The following is an 18,021-nucleotide window of genomic DNA, read 5'->3' as shown; positions in this document are numbered from 1 at the left end:
CGGGGACGCGCCGAATTCGTCAGCCGAACGATTCGTTGGGCACGATCTCGGTCCCGGTGAGCAGCAACCCGATCACCACGCCCACCACGAGACATATCGCGGCCGCGATGGCCGCCCATTTGCCCAGGGGCTCGCCGCGGATATGCCCGATGACTCCGAGCACGATGCCGGCGGCACCGAACACGATCGGGCAGAACAGCAGCGAGACCGCGGCGCAGACGAAACCGATGATGGACAGCACCTGCGGGCCCGAGCGTTCCGGCTGCCGGTCGGCGCCATAGGGCTGGTACTGCTGTTGTTCGGGGTAGGCGGGATAACCACCGGCACCGGGCGTCCCGCCCGGCCGGCCGCTCTGCTGTCCGCCCGGTGCGCCGCCGCCGGACCATCCGGGAGCGCCACCCCAGCCCGCCTGTTCCTGCGGACCCCAGCCGGTCTGCCCCTCGGCGGCCCACCCCGACTGTTCCTGGGCACCCCAGCCGGACTGTTCCTGGGCACCCCAGCCGCCCGGACCGCCGTATCCACCACCCGGCTGTCCGCCGTACCCGCCCTGCGGCGGATACTGCCCACCCTGCGGCGGATAGGGCGACCCGCCCTGCGGCTGCCCGGACCCCGGATACCCGCCGGGTGACTGCTGCTGCCAGGCCTGCCCGGGGGACTGCTCTTCGGGCCGGGCCGACCACGCCTGCGGGGGCACTTCACCGCCGGGCGGCCGCTGCTCCGGGGTGCCGGGGTACCGGCCGTGCTCATAGGCTCCGGCACCTTCGCCGGACCCCGGCGCGGGCTGTTCCGATCCGGACGGGGGCCGGGGTCCACGGCCGAGCAGTTTCGGCAGGTACTCGGTGGGTGGGTCGTCGGACCGTGCCGCCTGCGCACCATACGGTTCGCCGGCCTCCGGCGGCTGCGGGGCGCCGGACCCCGTATCACCCGGCGGGGGCTCCGGAGCGTTATCCGGGGTCTGCGTGTCGTCGGGAGGTTGCGGGGCGCCGGGGGTGACGTACGGCTCGTCCGGGGTTTCCCGCGGGTGGTCCGCCGCAGGCCCGCCGGTGGCGCCGGAATCGGATTCCGGCCGGTCTGTGCTCCTGTCCTCCGGCCTGTCGCCGGAGTTGCGCGGGTCCTGCGGTGTGCTCATCACGTCTCCTCGTTCGTATCGTCGAGGGCTCGTAGGCCGGTACCGCGGTGCGGGCGCAGCGTCAGCTGCCGGGGCGCGTCCCCTATTCGGGTTCTTCCTCGATATGGATGGCGGCGGCCTCGGCCGGCCGGTTGTCGTCCGTGGCGCGGTCGCGCCGGTCCGGTTCTTGCCGCAGTTCCTCGGCTATGCCGAGACGGCCGTCGTCATCGCCCTCCCGATTGCGAATGCGCAGGTCCGCGGGCGGGTCCTCGATATAGCGTTCGTAGGCGCGGACCTCGTCCTCCTGGTCGTCGTCACCCATATCGGGCTCTCGTGGTTCGCGATCCATACCAACCAGTATGCGCCGCCGCGGGGCCGCTCGGCGGGACCGTGACCAGCGGTGTCGGCTCCCCGCCCCGAACGCCGAACGGCCCCGGACCAGCAGGTCCGGGGCCGTTCGGGAAAAGGGTCAGGCGTTGCCGTTGAACAGTCCGGTCACCGAACCGTTCTCGAACACCTCACGGATGGTGCGGGCCAGCAGCGGCGCGATGGACAGCACGGTGAGCTGCGGGAACTTCTTGTCCTCGGTGATCGGCAGGGTGTTGGTCACCACGACCTCCCGGGCGCCGCAGGATGCGAGCCGCTCGGCGGCCGGGGCGCTCAGCACGCCGTGCGTCGCGGCGATGACCACATCGCCGGCACCGGCCTCACGCAGTACGTTCACCGCGCCGGCGATGGTGCCGCCGGTGTCGATCATATCGTCGATAAGGATGCAGGTGCGGCCCTCGACGGAGCCGACCACCCGGTTGGACTTCACCTGGTTCGGCACCAGCGGATCACGGGTCTTGTGGATGAACGCCAGCGGCGCGCCGTCCAGCGAATCCGCCCACTTCTCCGCCACCCGGACGCGGCCGGAATCGGGGGAGACCACGGTGATGTTGTCGAGGCTGTAGTTGGTGCGCACGTACTCGGCGAGCTGCAGCTGGGCGTGCATATGGTCGACCGGGCCGTCGAAGAAGCCCTGGATCTGGTCGGTGTGCAGGTCGACGGTGACGATCCGGTCGGCGCCCGCGGTCTTGAGCAGATCGGCGACCAGGCGGGCCGAGATGGGCTCGCGGCCGCGGTGCTTCTTGTCCTGGCGGGCGTAGGGGTAGAACGGCAGGATGGCGGTGATCCGCTTGGCCGAACCGCGCTTGAGCGCGTCGATCATGATCAGCTGTTCCATCAGCCACTGGTTCAGCGGCGCCGGAAAGCTCTGCAGGACGAAGGCGTCGGAACCGCGAACCGACTCCTCGAACCGGACGAAGATCTCCCCGTTCGCGAAATCACGCGCGGTCTGCGGGGTGACGTGAACGTCGAGTTCCTTGGCGACCTGCTCGGCTAGTTCGGGGTGCGACCGTCCGGCGAAGAGCATCAGGTTCTTCTGGTTGTCGATCCATGACGCGGTCACTGCTGGTTGCCATCCTTAAGCTTTGTTGCCCGACCTGGTGTCTCTTCGGCCGCGAGAGCTTTCGCCGCCGCATCTGCTGCAGCGGTTCCCGGTCGTTTCCGCTGCACCCAGTTCTCGATATTGCGCTGCGCCCCGCCGGACACTGCCAACGCGCCCGGTGGAACGTCTTCCCGCAGTACAGTACCTGCCCCGGTATAGGCGCCGTCACCCACGGTCACCGGGGCGATGAACATCGTATCGCTGCCGGTACGCACGTGTGAGCCCACGACGGTGCGGTGCTTGCGCACCCCGTCGTAGTTCACGAACACACTGGATGCTCCGATGTTGCTGTGCTCGCCGATGGTGGCGTCGCCGATATAGGTCAGATGCGGGACCTTGGTGTGCCGGCCGATCTCGACGTTCTTGGTCTCCACGAAGGCGCCGATCTTGCCGGACTCGCCCAGCACCGTGCCCGGCCGCAGATAGCTGAACGGTCCGACCGTCGCCCCCGCGGCGATCGTCGCGGCCTCGCCGTGGGTGCGGATCACCCGGGCGCCGTCGCCGACGGCTGTATTGGTGAGGGTGGAGTCCGGGCCGATCTCGGCATCCTCGCCGATCACCGTGGTGCCCAGCAGCTGCACCCCCGGGCGCACCACGGTGTCGCGGCCGATCCGGACATCGGTATCGATCCAGGTGGTGGCGGGGTCCATGATGGTCACGCCGGCGCGCATATGGCGTTCCAGAATGTAGCGGTTGAGCGTCTGGGCCGCGGCGGCCAGCTGCACGCGGTCGTTCACGCCGGTGACCTTGGCCGAATCGACCAGGCGGGCGCCCTGCACTGGGTAGCCGGCCTCGCGGGCGAGTCTCAGGACATCGGTCAGATACAGCTCGTGCTGGGCATTGGCGGTGGACAGCCGGCCCAGCATGGTGCGCAGCACCCCGGCGTCGAAGGCGTACACGCCGGAATTGACCTCGCGGATCGCGGCCTGCTCCGGAGTCGCGTCGGCGTGCTCGACGATTTCGGCGACCTCACCGTCGGCGTCACGCACGATCCGGCCGTAGCCGTTGGGATCGTCGGGTACGAAGGTGAGGACCGTGACAGCGGGGCGCTCGGCATAGCTGCGATGCTCGTCGAGCAGGGCGGCGAGGGTGTGCCCGTCCAGCAGCGGGACATCCCCGGACGTGACGATGACGTCACCGGAGAAATCGGCGGGCAGTCCGGTGAGCCCCACCTGCACGGCGTGCCCGGTGCCCAGCTGCTGCTCCTGCACCACCGGCACGATCTCCCGGTCGAGTTCGCCGGCCACCGCGGCCGCGGCCGCCCCGACCTGCTCCCGGTCGTGGCCCACCACCGTCACCAGATGGCGCGGGTCGATGGCATGGGCCGCGTACAGCGCGTGCGCCAGCATGCTGCGCCCGGCGAGCGGGTGCAGCACCTTGGGTGTCTTCGACCGCATTCTCGTACCGGCACCTGCGGCTAGCACGATGACGGCGGTCTGCTCCTGCATGAATCTCCCTCGGGCCGACGATGGTCATCGTGCACGCGAGCTGCTCCGCCGCCAGGACTCGAACCTGAACTATCTGAACCAAAATCAGAGGTGCTGCCATTACACTACGGCGGACTGTCACACCGGCAGGTACCCGAAACCCGCCGCTGTGCCCCGGCACGGGAACGATACTCGCATGCCACCCCGGGATACGTCGAACCGTGGTGGTGGCGACACGCCAGCGGCCCCGGTACCGCCCGGGTGTCTCCGGCCGCCACGGGTCTGGGACAGTTGATCTCGATGGTTCTGGTCGCAGGTCCGGCTCCGGCACCCGCGGCCCCGATAACCAGGGAGGCGGGAACGTGGCGTCGGGAGAACCGAGAACAACCGAGGAGTTGCGGGCCGCCGGAGAGGCCGCCGAGCAGGTTCCGGTGGGCCGGCAGCGGATGACGGGTACCCAGCGGCGCCAGCAGTTGATCGAGATCGGTCGCGCCCTGTTCGCCGAACGCGGCTACGACGCCACATCCATCGAGGAGATCGCGCAACGCGCCCTGGTGTCCAAACCGGTCGTCTACGAGCATTTCGGCGGTAAAGAGGGGCTCTACGCGGTCGTGGTCGACCGGGAGATGTCGATGCTGCTGGACATGATCACCTCTTCGCTCACCAACAACAGGTCGCGGGTGCGGCTCGAACAGGTGGCGCTGGCCCTGCTCACCTATATCGAGCAACGCACCGACGGGTTCCGCATCCTGGTCCGTGATCAGCCGGTGTCCTCCACCGACGGCCGCTACTCGAGTCTGCTCAACGAGGCGGTCAATCAGGTGGCGCATCTGCTCGGCGGTGATTTCGAACGCCGCGGTTTCGATATCAGCCTGGCCGGCCTGTACGCCCAGGCGCTGGTCGGGATGGTGGCCACCACCGCCACCTGGTGGCTGGATGTGCGCAGCCCATCCAAAGAAGTCGTCGCGGCCCATCTGGTCAATCTGTGCTGGAACGGCCTGAGCCATCTGGAGGCCGACCCCCAGCTCAGCTCGGAATGGCCCGCCCTGCCCGGGCAGCCTCCGGCGAACTCGCCGGGCGGGCAGCACAGTTCGGGCAACCACCGATGAACTACCGGCGAACTCGGGCGGGTCGATGAATCGAGAGACGTAGCGAACACGGATGGTACGGTTCACCCATCCTTTGGGTGCTGTTCGGGCGGTAAGTCGGTCTACTTCGACAATGTCGGTCTACTTCAGGATGGCTGGTTATTGGGATGACAGGCGGAGCTGATGGCTAGGCAAGCGCGCGCGGAGATCACTCGCGATTCCGTTCTCGCGGGCGCTGCCGATGTCTTTCTGCGCTTGGGCTACGCCAATGCGAGCCTCAGCGAGATCATCGCGCAGTCCAACGTGACCAAGGGCGCCTTGTACTTTCACTTCGGGTCCAAAGAGGAACTGGCCCGCGCTGTGGTCGACCAGGGCAACGAACGCCTCATCGCGTCCTGCAAAGGATTCTTCGATTCCCGGGTCCCCGCCCTCGAAGCCGCCATCGGCATCACCTACGTGGTGGCCGACCTGTCGATGAACGACCCGATGGTCGGCGCCATGCTCAAACTGACCCACCAGATCGGCGACTACCGCGGCGCCAACGGCGACAATATCGCCAAGACCTGGGGCGAGACCTATCGCCTCCTCGCCGAACGGGCGATCACCCAGGGCGACCTGCTCCCCGACCTCGATCCGGAGACCGTCGGCCTGCTGCTGTACGGGCTCACCACCGGAATCCACATCGTGGCCGTCGGCACGGAATCGGTGGACCAGATGGCGTCGCGCATGGAACGGGCCTGGTATTTCCTGCTCCCCTCCATCGTCCCCGACGACAAGGTGTCGTACTTCCGCGAGTTCGCCGCCCGGCGGTTGCGGCGCTACGTGCCGTAATCCCGGCGCCGCCCACCGCCGATCCGCGGTGCTCGCCTTCGCGTATCGGCCCGCCTCGTTTTCCGTGAGCAGACCGATACGCACATCCGCTCCCGCCGTTCATGGCTGCTGATTGTCTGACCTCGGCAGATCGGCGGAGCTGTCCTCCCGGACCGCTGATAATCCGCTGGACGCTCGTCGATACACTCGGCTGGCCCGGTGGAATTCTTTCGTTCGGCGTTCAGGAGAGAACATGTCTGCCCCACGTCCACCACTGGCGGGACTGGCCGCCGCGGCCGGTGCCGATACCGCGTTGCGGACCGTTTCCGGGATGCTCGGGCGATCGCCGGTGGAACTGGTGGCGCCGGCGGCGGCGCGGTCGTTCGTCGCGGCGACCATGGCCGTCGAGCAGCCGGTGGTGGTGGTGACCGCGACCGGCCGGGAGGCCGATGATCTGACGCTGGAACTGGGCGAGATGCTGGGATCGGCGGTCGCGCAGTTCCCCTCCTGGGAGACCTTGCCGCACGAGCGGTTGTCGCCGGGCGCCGATACGGTCGGGCGCCGGCTCGAGGTGTTGCGGCGGCTGGCGCATCCGGACGATCCGGTGTTCCCGGAACCGTTGCGGGTCGTGGTGACCACGGTGCGCTCGCTGATGCAGCCGATGGCGAGCGGTCTGGGCGATATCGAACCGATTGTGCTGCGGATCGGCGGGGAAGCCGATTTCGACGAATTGGTCGCGCGGCTGGTCGAATTCGCGTACACGCGCGTGGATATGGTGGGTAAACGCGGCGAGTTCGCGGTGCGCGGCGGCATTCTGGATCTGTTCCCGCCGACCGCGGATCATCCGGTCCGGGTGGAGTTCTGGGGCGATGAGATCACCGAGTTGCGGCCGTTCTCGGTGGCCGATCAGCGTTCGCTCGGGGAGACCTCGCTGGAGACCGTGGTCGCGCCGCCCTGCCGGGAACTGTTGCTCACCGCGGCGGTGCGCGAGCGGGCCGCGGAGGTGGCGGCGGCGAACCCGGCGGATGCCGCGCTGGTGGAGATGCTGGCGAAGCTGGCCGAGGGTATTCCGGTCGAGGGTATGGAGGCGCTGCTGCCGGTGCTGCAGCCCGGTGAGCTGCGCCTGCTGACCGAGCAATTGCCCGATCGCACCCATCTGCTGGTGTGCGATCCGGAGAAGGTGCGCACCCGGGCGGCCGATCTCATGCGCACCGGTGAGGAGTTCCTGGAGGCGTCGTGGACCGCCGCCTCCTTCGGGGGTGACGCGCCGCTGGGTGCGCACGGGCTGGATCTGGCGGCGTCGGCCTATCGCCCGCTGTCCGATATCCAGGCGAGCGCCGAGGCGCGGGAACTGCCCTGGTGGACGTTGAGCCCGCTGGCGTCCGGGGATCCCGCGGAGGTGGAGTTGCCGGTGCAGTCCGGCCCCACCGCGCGGGGGTCCGACGAACTGGTGGCGACCATTTTCGCGTCGCTGCGCGCGCATGTGACGACCGGCGGTCGCGCGGTGGTGGTGCTGGCCGGGCACGGTACCGCCCAGCGCACCTTGGAGCGTCTCGGTGAAGCCGAGGTTCCCGCCGCGCAACTGGAGGCCGGTGCGGAACCGGCGCCCGGGGTGGTCGGGGTGCTGTGCGGGTCGCTGCACGACGGGGTGATCTTCGGGGACGCCGGCCTGGTGGTGGTCGCGGAATCCGATCTCACGGGTAACCGGGTCACCGCGCCGGCCGACGGGAAGCGGCTGCCGGCCAAACGCCGCAACCAGGTCGATCCACTGGCATTGAACGCCGGGGATATGGTCGTGCACGACCAGCACGGCATCGGCCGGTTCGTGGAGATGATCGAGCGCACGGTCGGCGGTGCGCGGCGCGAATATCTGGTGATCGAATACGCCCCCGGGAAACGCGGGCAGCCCGGCGACCGGTTGTACGTGCCGATGGAATCGCTGGACCAGCTGTCCCGGTATGTGGGCGGGGAGATGCCGAGCCTGTCCAAGCTGGGCGGCGCGGACTGGGCGAACACCAAGCGCAGGGCGCGTAAGGCGGTCCGGGAGATCGCCGGTGAACTGGTACAGCTCTATGCCGCCCGGCAGGCGGCGCCCGGCCACGCCTTCGGCCCGGACACCCCGTGGCAGCGGGAGATGGAGGACGCGTTCGCCTTCACCGAGACCGTCGATCAGCTCACCGCCATCTCCGATGTGAAGGCGGATATGGAGAAGGCCGTACCGATGGACCGGGTGGTCTGCGGCGATGTCGGCTACGGCAAGACCGAGATCGCGGTGCGCGCCGCGTTCAAGGCCGTGCAGGACGGGAAGCAGGTGGTGGTCCTGGTGCCGACCACCCTGCTGGCCCAGCAGCATCTGCAGACCTTCTCCGAGCGGCTCGCCGGTTTCCCGGTGACCGTGAAGGGTCTGTCCCGGTTCACCGATCCGGCGGAATCGCGGGAGGTGCTGGCGGGGATGGCCGAGGGGGAGGTCGATATCGTGGTCGGCACCCACCGGCTGCTGCAGACCGGTGTGCGCTGGAAGAATCTCGGCCTGGTGATCGTGGACGAGGAGCAGCGTTTCGGGGTGGAGCACAAGGAGCACATCAAGGCGCTGCGCACCCATGTGGACGTGCTGACCATGTCGGCGACGCCGATCCCGCGCACGCTGGAGATGAGCCTGGCCGGTATCCGGGAGATGTCGACCATCCTGACCCCGCCCGAGGAACGGCATCCGGTGCTCACCTATGTCGGCGGCTACAACGACAAGCAGGTCACCGCCGCGATCCGGCGTGAGCTGCTGCGCGACGGCCAGGTGTTCTATGTGCACAACCGGGTCTCCTCGATCGACAAGGCGGCCAAGCGGATCCGGGATCTGGTCCCGGAGGCCCGGGTCGTGGTGGCGCACGGGCAGATGAACGAGGACACCCTCGAACGCACCGTGCAGGGTTTCTGGCAGCGCGAATTCGATGTCCTGGTGTGCACCACGATCATCGAGACCGGCCTGGACATCTCCAACGCCAATACGCTGATCGTGGAACGGGCCGATGCGCTCGGCCTCTCCCAGCTGCACCAGTTGCGCGGGCGGGTGGGGCGCAGCCGCGAACGCGGGTACGCCTATTTTCTGTATCCGGGGGAGAAACCGCTCACCGAAACCGCCTACGACCGGCTCGCCACCATCGCGCAGAACTCCGATCTCGGCGCGGGGATGGCGGTGGCGATGAAGGACCTCGAGATCCGCGGCGCGGGTAACGTGTTGGGCGCCGAACAGTCCGGCCACGTGGCCGGCGTCGGGTTCGACCTCTATGTGCGTCTCGTCGGCGAGGCGGTGGAGGCCTACCGCGCGGCCGCGGACGGCAAACCGATCACCACCGAGGAGACCAAAGAGGTCCGTATCGATCTCCCGGTGGACGCGCACATCCCGCCCGACTACATCGCCAGCGACCGGCTCCGGCTGGAGGCCTACCGCAAACTCGCCGCCGCCCACGACGATCCGGCGCTGGCCGCGGTGGTCGAGGAACTCACCGACCGCTACGGTCCGCTGCCGGTGGAGGTGGGCCGGCTCGTCTCGGTGGCGAAACTGCGGCTGCTGGCGCGGGAGTACGGGGTCACCGAGATCGCGGTCACCGGGACCACGGTGAAGGTGTCGCCGCTGTCGCTACCCGATTCGAAACAGATGCGGCTCAAGCGGATCTACCCGAGCGCGAACTACCGCGCGGCCAGTTCGGTGGTGCAGCTGCCGCTGCCACGGGTGCAGGACAGCGTCGGCGCCGACCGGCTGCGTGATGTCGCGCTGCTGCAGTATCTCGCCGATCTGTTGCTCGCCCTCGACGGCAAGGCCGCCGGAGCGGTCGATCTCACGGTCGCGACCGAGGTGAGTCCGGCGCGATGAGCGATGCGCGCGCCGACCGGCCCGAGCCGGGTGTGCTCGAATCGGAAACCGCTGCCGTGGCCGCCGGATTGGCCGAAGCGGTCGAGGTGATGGACCGGCTGTGGCGGTTCGGCGGCTGGGAGGTCACGCAGACCCACGATTCCCTGCGGCCGTATCTGCTGGAGGAGACCTACGAACTGCTCGACGCGATCCAGCAGGAGGACGCCGCGACGATCCGTGAGGAACTGGGGGATCTGTTGCTGCAGGTGCTCTTCCATTCGCGGATAGCCGAGGCGGCGGGCGAATTCACCATCGACGACGTGGCCGCCGCGCTGGTCGCCAAACTGGTGAACCGCAGCCCGCATCTGGCCGCGGGCCCCGACGAATACGGTTTCGGTGCGGCGGTCACGGTCGAGGAGAAAGTGGCGGCGCAGGAGAAGGCCTGGGAGGAAAAGAAATCCGCGGAGAAGACGCGGCGTTCCTGCCTGGACGGTATCGCCTCGGCGCAACCGGCGCTGGCGTTGGCGGAGAAGATCTGTTCCCGCAGCGTGCGGGCCGGTCTCCCGGAGGAACTGATCCCGGACGATCTGCGTACCGTCCACCTGGGCGGTCCGGAGAGCGCCGAAGAGCGCTTGCGCAAGGCCGCCCTCGCCTTCGCTACCGCGATTCGGCAGGCCGAGGACGCCGCCGAAATCCGCCGGGGCGCCCGCCTTCCGTTGTCTGCCGACGACTGGCTCGAGCACTGGCCGGCCGGTGCCCGGCGAGGTCGTTGATCGGGGCCGTCCGCCTGCCCGACAACGGGATCGGCGGTCCCCACGAACCGAAATCCGCCGACTCGGGCGAAGCGCTCAGGATTCTTCCGGCGCGAGGATCGGGCCCAAGGCCCCGGCGAGTGCGCCCATGCAGATGTCACGGAGCCGGTCGCGGGTGCAGGAGCGCTGCTCCAGCCAGTCGACCGTGAGCACCCGCACGAAGGTCAGCCAGCTCATGAGCACCGAGGACGCCAGTTCGCGGTCGCGGCCGGTGAGACCGGTGACATCGACCATGCGGTGACGGAGTTCGCCGAGTTCGCCCCAGATGATCGCCTGGACGGTGGGATCGCCCGCGAGCTGCCGGTTGGCGGCGATCACCGAATGCGCGTTGGACTCGAAATAGTCGAAATGGATATCCAGGGCGGCGGCCAGTTGATCGGTGAGCGGCCGTTGCGAGTCGAGGACAGTGTCCGCGAGCAGCTGTGTCGTCGCGCGGCGGTAGATCTCTGCGAAGAGTTCGCGCTTGTTGGGAAAGTGGCGGTACAGCAGCGCTCGCGAAACCCCGGCGGCGGCGGCCACGTCCTCCATCAGAACATCGTCGTAGGCCCGTTCGGCGAAGAGGCGCTCTCCGGCGTCCAGGAGTAGCTCTCGACGTTCCTCCGGGGCGAGTCGGCGGCGGGTGCTCATTTCGCCCAGGTTAGTTGACGTGTGTCTACTGCCGGTCGTATGGTCTTATTAGACACACGTCTACTAACTCGGAGTCGCGCGAAAACTCGCGCCGTGCAGGGAATTCGATGGGGAGTGCTCAGATGGAAAAGACATTGCGGTGGCTGTGCTGGACCATGGGCGTCGTCTGCGTCCTGATCGGGATCGCGCATATCGTCATCGGCCCGGAGGCCGTCCCGGATACGGGGGCCCTCACGGCTACCGACGACAACCAGAGCCGCTTCTTCGGCGCGATTTTCGCGGGTTACGGACTGGCCTGGATTCAGGCGGTACGCCGGTCGCCGCTCGACCGGAGCGCCGTCCGGTGGCTGGCCGGAATCATGTTCGTGGGCGGCCTCGCCCGTTTCTTCTCGGTGGCCGCACACGGCTGGCCGCACGGGTTCGTCATCGGGCTGACCGTCCTCGAACTGGTCCTGCCCCCCGTGTACTTCTGGCTGGCCCGCGGCATCGAGACCCGGCCGATATCGGTGACGGCACCCGCCTGAGCGTGCGACCGCCCCGTCGTCGGCTACCCGGCTGACCATCCGCCCCGGATGTTACAGCCGGGCGTTGCGGTGCAGAGTGAACCAGAAGGTGGGCACCGAGTTGGTGCCCGGTGTGACGTCGAGTAGTTCCCAGCCGGGGAACCTGGTGCGGAGTTCGTCGGCTGTGACACCCGCCGCCCACGATGTGACCTCGGGGACCGGATTGCCGAGCGGCTCGGGGCCGTACCCGAACATCAGCAATCGCGCGCCGGGGGCGGCGCGGTGGGTGAGCCCGGCGGCGTAGGCATCACGGCGGTGCAGTGGGATCCCGCAGTAGCAACTCAGGTCGAAGAACAGATCGAACGGGCCGGGCACATCCAACTCGTCGAGGCGGGATGCGTCACCATGCAGGAGGCGTACCGCCACTCCTGCTGCCTCGGCCTTCTCTCTGGCCTGACCGACGGCGCTGTCGATCAGGTCGACCGCCGTCACCTCCCAGCCGTGCCGTGCGAGGTAGGTGGCATTGGTTCCGGTACCGCAGCCGAGTTCGAGGGCGCGGCCGGGCGGCAGTGTCCCCGGCCCCTCTATCAGGTCGACCAGCTCTGGCGGCGTCACTCCGGTGTCCCACGGCGCCTTGCCGGCGCGGTAGTAACCCTCCAATGCGCGGTAGACGGACTCCTCTTCCCGGTCTTGCTGGGTTGTGGTCGAGTCCGGCTCGGGTTGCTGGGTGGTGTGGGGACGGTTCATCGCTTCCTCCAACAAATTAGAGTCATACTCTAGTTTCAGTATCTAGAGATACACTCGCAGAATGGACAGAGTCAAGCGGCCGGACAAGCGGGGCGAGCGCTCGCGCCGCACCCACCAAAAAATCGTCGAGGCGGCTCGCGAGCTGTTCCTCACCCAGGGCTACGGGGCGACAAGCCTGCAGGAAGTCGCGGATCGGGCGGGTGTGGCCGTCCAGACGGTCTATTTCGTCTTCCACAACAAGCGCACGCTGTTCAAGGACGTCGTCGACACGTCCATCGCCGGGGACACCGAGCCGGTCGCCACCATGGACCGTGCGTGGTTTCGCACCGCGTGCGCCGAGCCCACCGCAGCCAGGCAACTGCGCGCGCACGTCCGCGGCACCTGCGAGATCCTGGGCCGGGTCGCCCCGATCATGCCGATGATCGCGGCTGCCGCAGCCACCGACCCCGAGATCGCCGCGCAATGGCCGGACGGCCCCGACCCGCGTTACACCGTGCAGTACGCAGCGGCAGAAGCCCTGGTCGGCAAGCCTGACGTTCGCCCCGGCCTCTCGGTCGAGACAGCGGCGGACGTGCTGTTCGGCTTGCTCAGCCCGCAGCTCTACCTGATTTTTGTCCGCGACCGCGAGTGGTCACCGCACAGGTGGGAGGAGTGGGCTCGTAACGCATTGGTCTCTCAACTCTGCGCCGATCTCGGCTGAGCAGGCGAAGTCACGATCGTCATCCGGCTCGCGGGGGCGGTGATCAACCGCCGACCGGCACCGGGTGGGCAAACGCAGATTCGCGCGCTGAGGTCGCAATGGTCCGGCTTCGACGCCATCGCCCCTCGGCTCAGGCTCCGCTGCGAACGTATCCACGCATAACGCGGTGCAACAGAACAGGTCTGAATGGACTGTGGAGTCCGGGGGCCTGCGCTGCTCGAGAGTTAGACGTTTACTCCGTAGTCGCGCGCTATACCGGCCAGACCCGAGGCGTAGCCCTGACCGATCGCGCGGAACTTCCATTCGCCCTGCCGGCGATAGAGTTCGCCGAACACCATGGCGGTTTCGGAGGAGGCGTCCTCGGAGAGGTCGTAGCGGGCGAGTTCGGCGCCGGTGTTCAGATCGACCACCCGGATATAGGCGTTGCGGATCTGGCCGAAGGACTGGCCGCGCTGATCGGCATCGTGGATGGAGACCGGGAAGAAGATATTGGTGATCGTCTCCGGCGTATTGGCCAGATCGACATTGATCACCTCGTCGTCACCGTCGCCCTCACCGGTGAGATTGTCTCCGGTGTGCTCGATGGAGCCCTCCGGGGACCGGAGGTTGTTGTAGAAGATGAAATGCTCGTCGGAGAGGACCTTCAGATTCGGCCCGGTGGCCAGGGCGCTGGCATCCAGGTCGTAGTCGGTGCCCACGGTGGTGCGCACATCCCAGCCGAGTCCGACGGCGATCTTGGTCAGGTTGGGGGCCTGTTTGGACAGCGAGACATTGCCGCCCTTGGCCAGGTTGACGCTCATGTTCTCCTTCCCGCGGCGCCTGGGCGCCCGATGATCACGGCGCCGTGCGCCCGGAACCATCGGCGCCGTCGCGCCCGACGACGACCGCGCCGGGGGTCATCCGATGGGGAGCGCCCCGAGCGCGAGGGATGTTGCGGCGCCGGAGTGATCCGGCGATCGGGTGTCGTACAGCACCGCACCGAGCGAAGTGCCGGAAACACCCGGGGTGGTGAGCCGGTCGGTCCGGCTCAGATCTTCTCTTCGTTCTCCGCCCAGGACTTCAGCGTCGACACCCGGTGTTCCAGGGCGCGCAGTTCGCTGTCGTCGAGTACTGTGCGCTGGATCCCCTGCGCGACCGCGAAAGCCGACTGCCGGTGATCGTCGATCACATCCACATCGAGGCGTACCGCCACATAGTCGTCGGCGCCGGGCATCTCCTCGGCGATGACCTTGGCCGCGCCCCGGGCGCACAGCGCCACGTTCCCGCCACCCAGGATGAGCAGCGCCACCTGCGGCCGCTCCCGCAGCCGGGCCAGTGAGCCGCGATCGAATTTGAGACTCAGCAGGATTCGCCGGTCGCCGGCACGTACCGGCCACGACACCGGGATGGCATGCGGCGCGGGATCGGTGGTGACCAGAACCGCGATGGTCTCCTGCGGCCATTCCGGCAGCGCTTCCAGCTCGGGATGGTCTGTTGCGGGATTCTCCGCAGGACTGATTGCGGCTGCCATATCGTCCCCTCCTGGATCGACGTGGTGCGGCGGGGGTGTGCCGTACCATGCACCAGTCTAGAGGTCGGCGCCGACACGCGCGGAGGAAGTACCGGCCCCCGACCTGCGCTGAAACACCGTGGTGCCGACCGGAAACCGGGCGGCTCGGGCAAGGCGACCCTCAGAAGGGGAGGTGGAGAAGGCCCTTCGGAGATCCCGGCGGTCGGCGGCGGGGTGTCGTCGGGGGCCCACGGGTTTCCGGGATCGGCGGGTCACGCGGGGGCGAGGGTCGCGGTCTCCAAGGGGAGGGTCCGGACCCATGCACGACCCAGCACGGCGGCCTTGGTCTCGCCGGACGCGTCGTGGCGGGCGTGCTCGCCGATCTGCGCACCGCCGAGCTTGGTGAGCTTCTCGGCGGCGATCTCCCCGCCCCGGTTGAAGGTGTGGTCGTAGACCGAATCGCCGAGCCCGAAGACCGCGAAGCGCAGCCCGGTCAGATCGGGTCGATGCGCGTCGAGGGCCTCGAAGAACGGTTCCGCCCCGGTGGGCAGATCGCCCTCGCCATAGGTGGAACACACGATGACGTGGAATATCTCCGGGTCGAGTCCGGTGATATCGAACTCGCTCATATCGAAGACGGCGACCTCGTGTTCGGTCAGTTCCTCGGCGATACCCTCGGCCACCGTCTCCGCCGTGCCCATCTCCGAACCGAACAGGACGACGATACGCACCGCGTGCTCCTTCCGCTCAAACTTTGGAGAGGCAATCCTAACTTACTGGCTCCCGTCGGCGGGGAGCCAGGAGTACGTCGTGCTCGTCCAGCAGGCGGAAGTACTTGCGCACCATGAGTGCGGCGGTGGCGGCCAGGCCCGCGGTCAGTCCCCACCAGACCCCGGCCGCGCCCAACCCGGCGGGGTAGGCCAGGAGCAGCGCTGCCGGGAGCCCGACGATCCAGTAGCCGACCACCGACAGCCGGAAACCCGCGTTGGTGGCCTGCAGACCGCGCAGCAGCCCGGTGCCGATGTTCTGGGCCGCGTCGAAGAACTGCAGCACGATACCGATGAGCAGCAGCGACCGGGCCAGTTCCACGGTCGCGGAGTCGGTGGGATCGAGGAACGGGCGCAACACCAGGTCGGGGATGAACACATAGGCCAGGCCGGTGACCAGCGTGACCACCCCGGCGAACCGGAGCGCCAGCCGGGCCAGGCCCCGGGCGTCCGCGGTCTCGTCCCTGGCGACACTGTGGCTGACCAGGACCGACGCGCCGTGCGAGATACCGATGGCGATCTGGAACACGATGTAGATCACCTGGTACACGACATTGTGGGCGGCCAGCGCCGCGGGGCCCAGCGCCCCCATGACCAGCGCGAGTACCGAGAACATCCCGGCTTCCGACCCGTAGGTGAGAGCGATGGGGGTGCCCAGCCGCAGTTCGCCGCGTACGGTCGTCATCCGCACCGGCCACGGCCGGATCGGCAGGGTGGCGCCGAGTTCGGGATCGCGGCGCACCATCGTCCAGAACACGGCGAACATGAGCAGGAAGACCAGCGAGGTGGCCACCCCGACACCGGTCGACCCGAGCGCCGGCAATCCGGCCCAGCCGTGGATCAGCGCCAGGGCAAGCACGAGGTTGACCGCGATGGAACCGAGAGTCACCGCCAGCAGCGCCTGCGGCCGCTGCATCCCCACGGTGTACTGGCGCAGCACCTGGAACCACAGGCAGGGCAGCAGGCCGGGAGCCAGCGCCACCATCAACGGCCGGGCCTCGGCCAGCACTCCGGCGTCCTGGCCGAGCCATTGCAGCGACCAGCCCAGCCCGATGAGTACCGCGCCGCCGAGCAGGCCCGCGACGGTGGCGATCAGAAAACTCGACCGCACCACATCGCGGATCTCGGGGTCGGGATCGTCGCCGCGTTTGCCGGCGGCGCCCACTGCGGCGGCGATCTGGTTGCCGCTACCGGTGATCAGTCCGACGCACATGGTGCGGATCTGGTTGAACAGCACCAGCGCCAGACCACCGGCGGCGACCGCGCGCACACCGAGGCTGCCCATCAGGGCGATATTGGTGGTGGATACGGCGACCTGCGCCAGCTGGGTGAGCGCGATCGGAGCGGCCAGGGCGGCCAGACCGGCCGGGGCGGCCGGGCGCCGGCCGTCGGGACGAATTCGCGAGAGGGGTGTGCTGATCACCGGGCCCGCACCATAGTGTCCGATTCCTCCGTATGTTCGTGTTCGTCCGGTCGGCCGACTCGGACGGCGTGGGTATTCCCGGCCGCGGCGTCGTTCAAAACGGCCGCCCCCACCGGATGTTTGCCGCGGCTCGCGGGGGCGTAGCGCGTCAGCATGGCATGGACTTCGCGTTCGGTCTCGATATCGAGCAATTCGCGGGCGGCCATCCAGTCGTCGTCGAAGACGGTGTCGAGATATTTCTCGCCGCCGTCGCAGATGATGGTGACCACGGTGGACCCGGCCGGGAACTCCTCGAGCCGGGTGAGCGCGGCATGGACCGAACCGCCCGCCGAACCGCCGAGCATCAGGCCCAGCCGCCGCGATACCGCGCGGCAGGTGGCGAACGCGGCCCGGTCGGTCACCTTCACGCCTTCGTCGAGCAGGTCGTAGTCCACGGCCGTACCGATGGTGGCACCGGGCGGGGTGCCGGTGCCCGACTGCCAGTACGGCCCACCCGGTCCGCCGAAAGCGATCGAGCCGACCGGTTCCACGCCGATCACCCGCGGGACACACCCCAGCTGCCGCAGTCGCGTCGCGGTACCGAACAGGGAACCGCCGGTGCCGACCGCGGACAGCAGGATATCGACCCGGTCCACCTCGGCCAGTAATTCTTCGGCCACCGCGTAATAGCCCACGGCATTGGCGTCGTTGTTGTGCTGTTCGGTGAAGAACGCGTCGGGCTGCCCGGCCGCCAGCGCGGCGGCGTAATCCTCACGCGCCGAGGTCGCCAGATTGTCGTCGCCGTCGTCGGCGACGAAAACCAGCTCCGCGCCCATTGCCCGCATCGCCCGTAATTTGTCCTTACTCGCGTGATGGTCGACCACCGCGGTGAAACGATAGCCGCGTTCGGCGGCGACCACAGCGAGACCGAGCCCGGTATTTCCGGATGTGGATTCGATGATATGTCCGCCCTCGCGCAGCAGACCCCGACGCTCCGCGTCGAGAACCATTTCCCGCGCCATCCGGATCTTGGCGGCGCCGGTCGGATTGAACTGTTCCAGCTTGAGGAGTAATCGAGTGCCGGACCCGGTGGCGGCCAATTCGAAGAGCGGGGTTCGGCCGATCAGGTCCGTGACACGGGTGACGAGGGACATGGCGGATCTCCTGGGCGTCGATAACGGGCAATGCGAAGAGACCGGGAGCTG

Annotated in this window: 17 protein-coding genes and 1 tRNA gene; 6 read left to right on the top strand and 12 right to left on the bottom strand. The window is 68.2% G+C overall.

Going from position 1 to position 18,021, the window contains the following annotated elements; all coding sequences use genetic code 11:
• Positions 1-19: 19 nt before the first annotated feature.
• From IG75_RS0117050 to IG75_RS0117030, 5 genes are all read right to left on the bottom strand, one after another.
• Positions 20-1,129 (bottom strand): hypothetical protein, encoded by a 1,110-nt coding sequence (locus tag IG75_RS0117050; protein ID WP_030522274.1) that lies wholly within the window; start codon positions 1,127-1,129, stop codon positions 20-22.
• Between the two features lie 82 nt (positions 1,130-1,211).
• A complete protein-coding gene (locus IG75_RS0117045) occupies positions 1,212-1,457 on the bottom strand; it encodes a hypothetical protein (protein ID WP_030522273.1) in 246 nt (81 codons plus the stop codon).
• A 120-nt stretch (positions 1,458-1,577) separates the two neighbouring features.
• On the bottom strand, positions 1,578-2,558 hold the full coding sequence (locus tag IG75_RS0117040) for a ribose-phosphate diphosphokinase (RefSeq protein WP_030522272.1): 981 nt from the start codon (positions 2,556-2,558) through the stop codon (positions 1,578-1,580).
• Positions 2,555-4,045: a bifunctional UDP-N-acetylglucosamine diphosphorylase/glucosamine-1-phosphate N-acetyltransferase GlmU gene (gene glmU, locus IG75_RS0117035; RefSeq protein ID WP_030522271.1), complete on the bottom strand. Its 1,491-nt coding sequence runs from the start codon at positions 4,043-4,045 to the stop codon at positions 2,555-2,557. Before glmU ends, IG75_RS0117040 begins: the two co-directional genes overlap by 4 nt.
• A gap of 43 nt (positions 4,046-4,088) precedes the next feature.
• Positions 4,089-4,159: transfer RNA gene (locus IG75_RS0117030), tRNA-Gln, on the bottom strand.
• A 311-nt stretch (positions 4,160-4,470) separates the two neighbouring features.
• Between IG75_RS0117030 and IG75_RS0117025 the strand changes: the two genes are divergently transcribed.
• The 4 genes from IG75_RS0117025 (at position 4,471) to IG75_RS0117010 (ending at position 10,542) form a co-directional block, all read left to right on the top strand.
• Positions 4,471-5,133, top strand: coding sequence for a TetR/AcrR family transcriptional regulator (locus IG75_RS0117025; RefSeq protein WP_245713353.1), 663 nt, complete (start codon positions 4,471-4,473; stop codon positions 5,131-5,133).
• Positions 5,134-5,295: 162 nt separating this feature from the next.
• Positions 5,296-5,943 (top strand): TetR/AcrR family transcriptional regulator, encoded by a 648-nt coding sequence (locus IG75_RS0117020; protein WP_030522269.1) that lies wholly within the window; start codon positions 5,296-5,298, stop codon positions 5,941-5,943.
• 232 nt (positions 5,944-6,175) lie between these two features.
• Positions 6,176-9,790 (top strand): transcription-repair coupling factor, encoded by a 3,615-nt coding sequence (gene mfd, locus IG75_RS0117015; protein WP_030522268.1) that lies wholly within the window; start codon positions 6,176-6,178, stop codon positions 9,788-9,790.
• Positions 9,787-10,542: a nucleoside triphosphate pyrophosphohydrolase gene (locus tag IG75_RS0117010; RefSeq protein WP_051714670.1), complete on the top strand. Its 756-nt coding sequence runs from the start codon at positions 9,787-9,789 to the stop codon at positions 10,540-10,542. Before mfd ends, IG75_RS0117010 begins: the two co-directional genes overlap by 4 nt.
• A gap of 75 nt (positions 10,543-10,617) precedes the next feature.
• On the opposite strand, the gene IG75_RS0117005 is transcribed toward IG75_RS0117010, so the two are convergent.
• The gene (locus IG75_RS0117005; protein ID WP_030522266.1) at positions 10,618-11,208 is read right to left on the bottom strand and encodes a TetR/AcrR family transcriptional regulator; all 591 of its coding nucleotides are present in this window, start codon (positions 11,206-11,208) and stop codon (positions 10,618-10,620) included.
• A gap of 122 nt (positions 11,209-11,330) precedes the next feature.
• Between IG75_RS0117005 and IG75_RS0117000 the strand changes: the two genes are divergently transcribed.
• The gene (locus tag IG75_RS0117000) at positions 11,331-11,732 is read left to right on the top strand and encodes a DUF4345 domain-containing protein (protein ID WP_030522265.1); all 402 of its coding nucleotides are present in this window, start codon (positions 11,331-11,333) and stop codon (positions 11,730-11,732) included.
• 51 nt (positions 11,733-11,783) lie between these two features.
• Here the strand turns inward: IG75_RS0117000 and IG75_RS37380 are convergent, their stop codons facing one another.
• Complete coding sequence (locus tag IG75_RS37380; RefSeq protein WP_030522264.1) at positions 11,784-12,458, bottom strand: class I SAM-dependent methyltransferase; 675 nt, start codon at positions 12,456-12,458, stop codon at positions 11,784-11,786.
• Positions 12,459-12,519: 61 nt separating this feature from the next.
• Here IG75_RS37380 and IG75_RS0116990 point away from each other — a divergent pair, with 61 nt between their 5' ends.
• A complete protein-coding gene (locus tag IG75_RS0116990) occupies positions 12,520-13,158 on the top strand; it encodes a TetR/AcrR family transcriptional regulator (RefSeq protein ID WP_030522263.1) in 639 nt (212 codons plus the stop codon).
• Positions 13,159-13,382: 224 nt separating this feature from the next.
• Here the strand turns inward: IG75_RS0116990 and IG75_RS0116985 are convergent, their stop codons facing one another.
• The 5 genes from IG75_RS0116985 to IG75_RS0116965 all read right to left on the bottom strand — a co-directional run bounded on the left by IG75_RS0116985 (position 13,383) and on the right by IG75_RS0116965 (position 17,970).
• Positions 13,383-13,958: a TerD family protein gene (locus IG75_RS0116985; protein ID WP_030522262.1), complete on the bottom strand. Its 576-nt coding sequence runs from the start codon at positions 13,956-13,958 to the stop codon at positions 13,383-13,385.
• 227 nt (positions 13,959-14,185) lie between these two features.
• Positions 14,186-14,668, bottom strand: coding sequence for a pyridoxamine 5'-phosphate oxidase family protein (locus IG75_RS0116980; RefSeq protein ID WP_030522261.1), 483 nt, complete (start codon positions 14,666-14,668; stop codon positions 14,186-14,188).
• Between the two features lie 251 nt (positions 14,669-14,919).
• Positions 14,920-15,378, bottom strand: a complete 459-nt coding sequence (locus IG75_RS0116975) for a flavodoxin domain-containing protein (RefSeq protein ID WP_030522260.1) — start codon at positions 15,376-15,378, stop codon at positions 14,920-14,922.
• Positions 15,379-15,415: 37 nt separating this feature from the next.
• Positions 15,416-16,834 carry an MATE family efflux transporter gene (locus IG75_RS0116970; protein WP_081876961.1) on the bottom strand — a complete coding sequence of 473 codons (1,419 nt, stop codon included), beginning with the start codon at positions 16,832-16,834 and terminating at the stop codon, positions 15,416-15,418.
• Entirely contained in the window at positions 16,834-17,970 is a 1,137-nt protein-coding gene (locus IG75_RS0116965; protein WP_081876943.1) for a PLP-dependent cysteine synthase family protein, read from the bottom strand. The genes IG75_RS0116970 and IG75_RS0116965 overlap by 1 nt, the downstream gene beginning before the upstream one ends.
• Between the last annotated feature and the right edge of the window lie 51 nt (positions 17,971-18,021).

The sequence above is a fragment of the Nocardia rhamnosiphila NBRC 108938 genome (assembly GCF_000720425.1).
GTDB classification, from domain to species: domain Bacteria; phylum Actinomycetota; class Actinomycetes; order Mycobacteriales; family Mycobacteriaceae; genus Nocardia; species Nocardia rhamnosiphila.
Note: the sequence above shows the minus strand (reverse complement) of the source record. Positions and strands in the feature narration are given on the sequence as shown.

Excerpts from the sequence above, each read along its gene's own strand:
- mfd (WP_030522268.1), top strand. The coding sequence starts at position 6,176 with ATGTCTGCCCCACGTCCACCACTGGCGGGACTGGCCGCCGCGGCCGGT.
- IG75_RS0117005 (WP_030522266.1), bottom strand. The coding sequence starts at position 11,208 with ATGAGCACCCGCCGCCGACTCGCCCCGGAGGAACGTCGAGAGCTACTC.
- IG75_RS0117000 (WP_030522265.1), top strand. The coding sequence starts at position 11,331 with ATGGAAAAGACATTGCGGTGGCTGTGCTGGACCATGGGCGTCGTCTGC.
- glmU (WP_030522271.1), bottom strand. The coding sequence starts at position 4,045 with ATGCAGGAGCAGACCGCCGTCATCGTGCTAGCCGCAGGTGCCGGTACG.
- IG75_RS0117050 (WP_030522274.1), bottom strand. The coding sequence starts at position 1,129 with ATGAGCACACCGCAGGACCCGCGCAACTCCGGCGACAGGCCGGAGGAC.
- IG75_RS0116980 (WP_030522261.1), bottom strand. The coding sequence starts at position 14,668 with ATGGCAGCCGCAATCAGTCCTGCGGAGAATCCCGCAACAGACCATCCC.
- IG75_RS37380 (WP_030522264.1), bottom strand. The coding sequence starts at position 12,458 with ATGAACCGTCCCCACACCACCCAGCAACCCGAGCCGGACTCGACCACA.
- IG75_RS0117010 (WP_051714670.1), top strand. The coding sequence starts at position 9,787 with ATGAGCGATGCGCGCGCCGACCGGCCCGAGCCGGGTGTGCTCGAATCG.
- IG75_RS0117020 (WP_030522269.1), top strand. The coding sequence starts at position 5,296 with ATGGCTAGGCAAGCGCGCGCGGAGATCACTCGCGATTCCGTTCTCGCG.
- IG75_RS0117045 (WP_030522273.1), bottom strand. The coding sequence starts at position 1,457 with ATGGATCGCGAACCACGAGAGCCCGATATGGGTGACGACGACCAGGAG.
- IG75_RS0116965 (WP_081876943.1), bottom strand. The coding sequence starts at position 17,970 with ATGTCCCTCGTCACCCGTGTCACGGACCTGATCGGCCGAACCCCGCTC.
- IG75_RS0116985 (WP_030522262.1), bottom strand. The coding sequence starts at position 13,958 with ATGAGCGTCAACCTGGCCAAGGGCGGCAATGTCTCGCTGTCCAAACAG.
- IG75_RS0116990 (WP_030522263.1), top strand. The coding sequence starts at position 12,520 with ATGGACAGAGTCAAGCGGCCGGACAAGCGGGGCGAGCGCTCGCGCCGC.
- IG75_RS0117025 (WP_245713353.1), top strand. The coding sequence starts at position 4,471 with ATGACGGGTACCCAGCGGCGCCAGCAGTTGATCGAGATCGGTCGCGCC.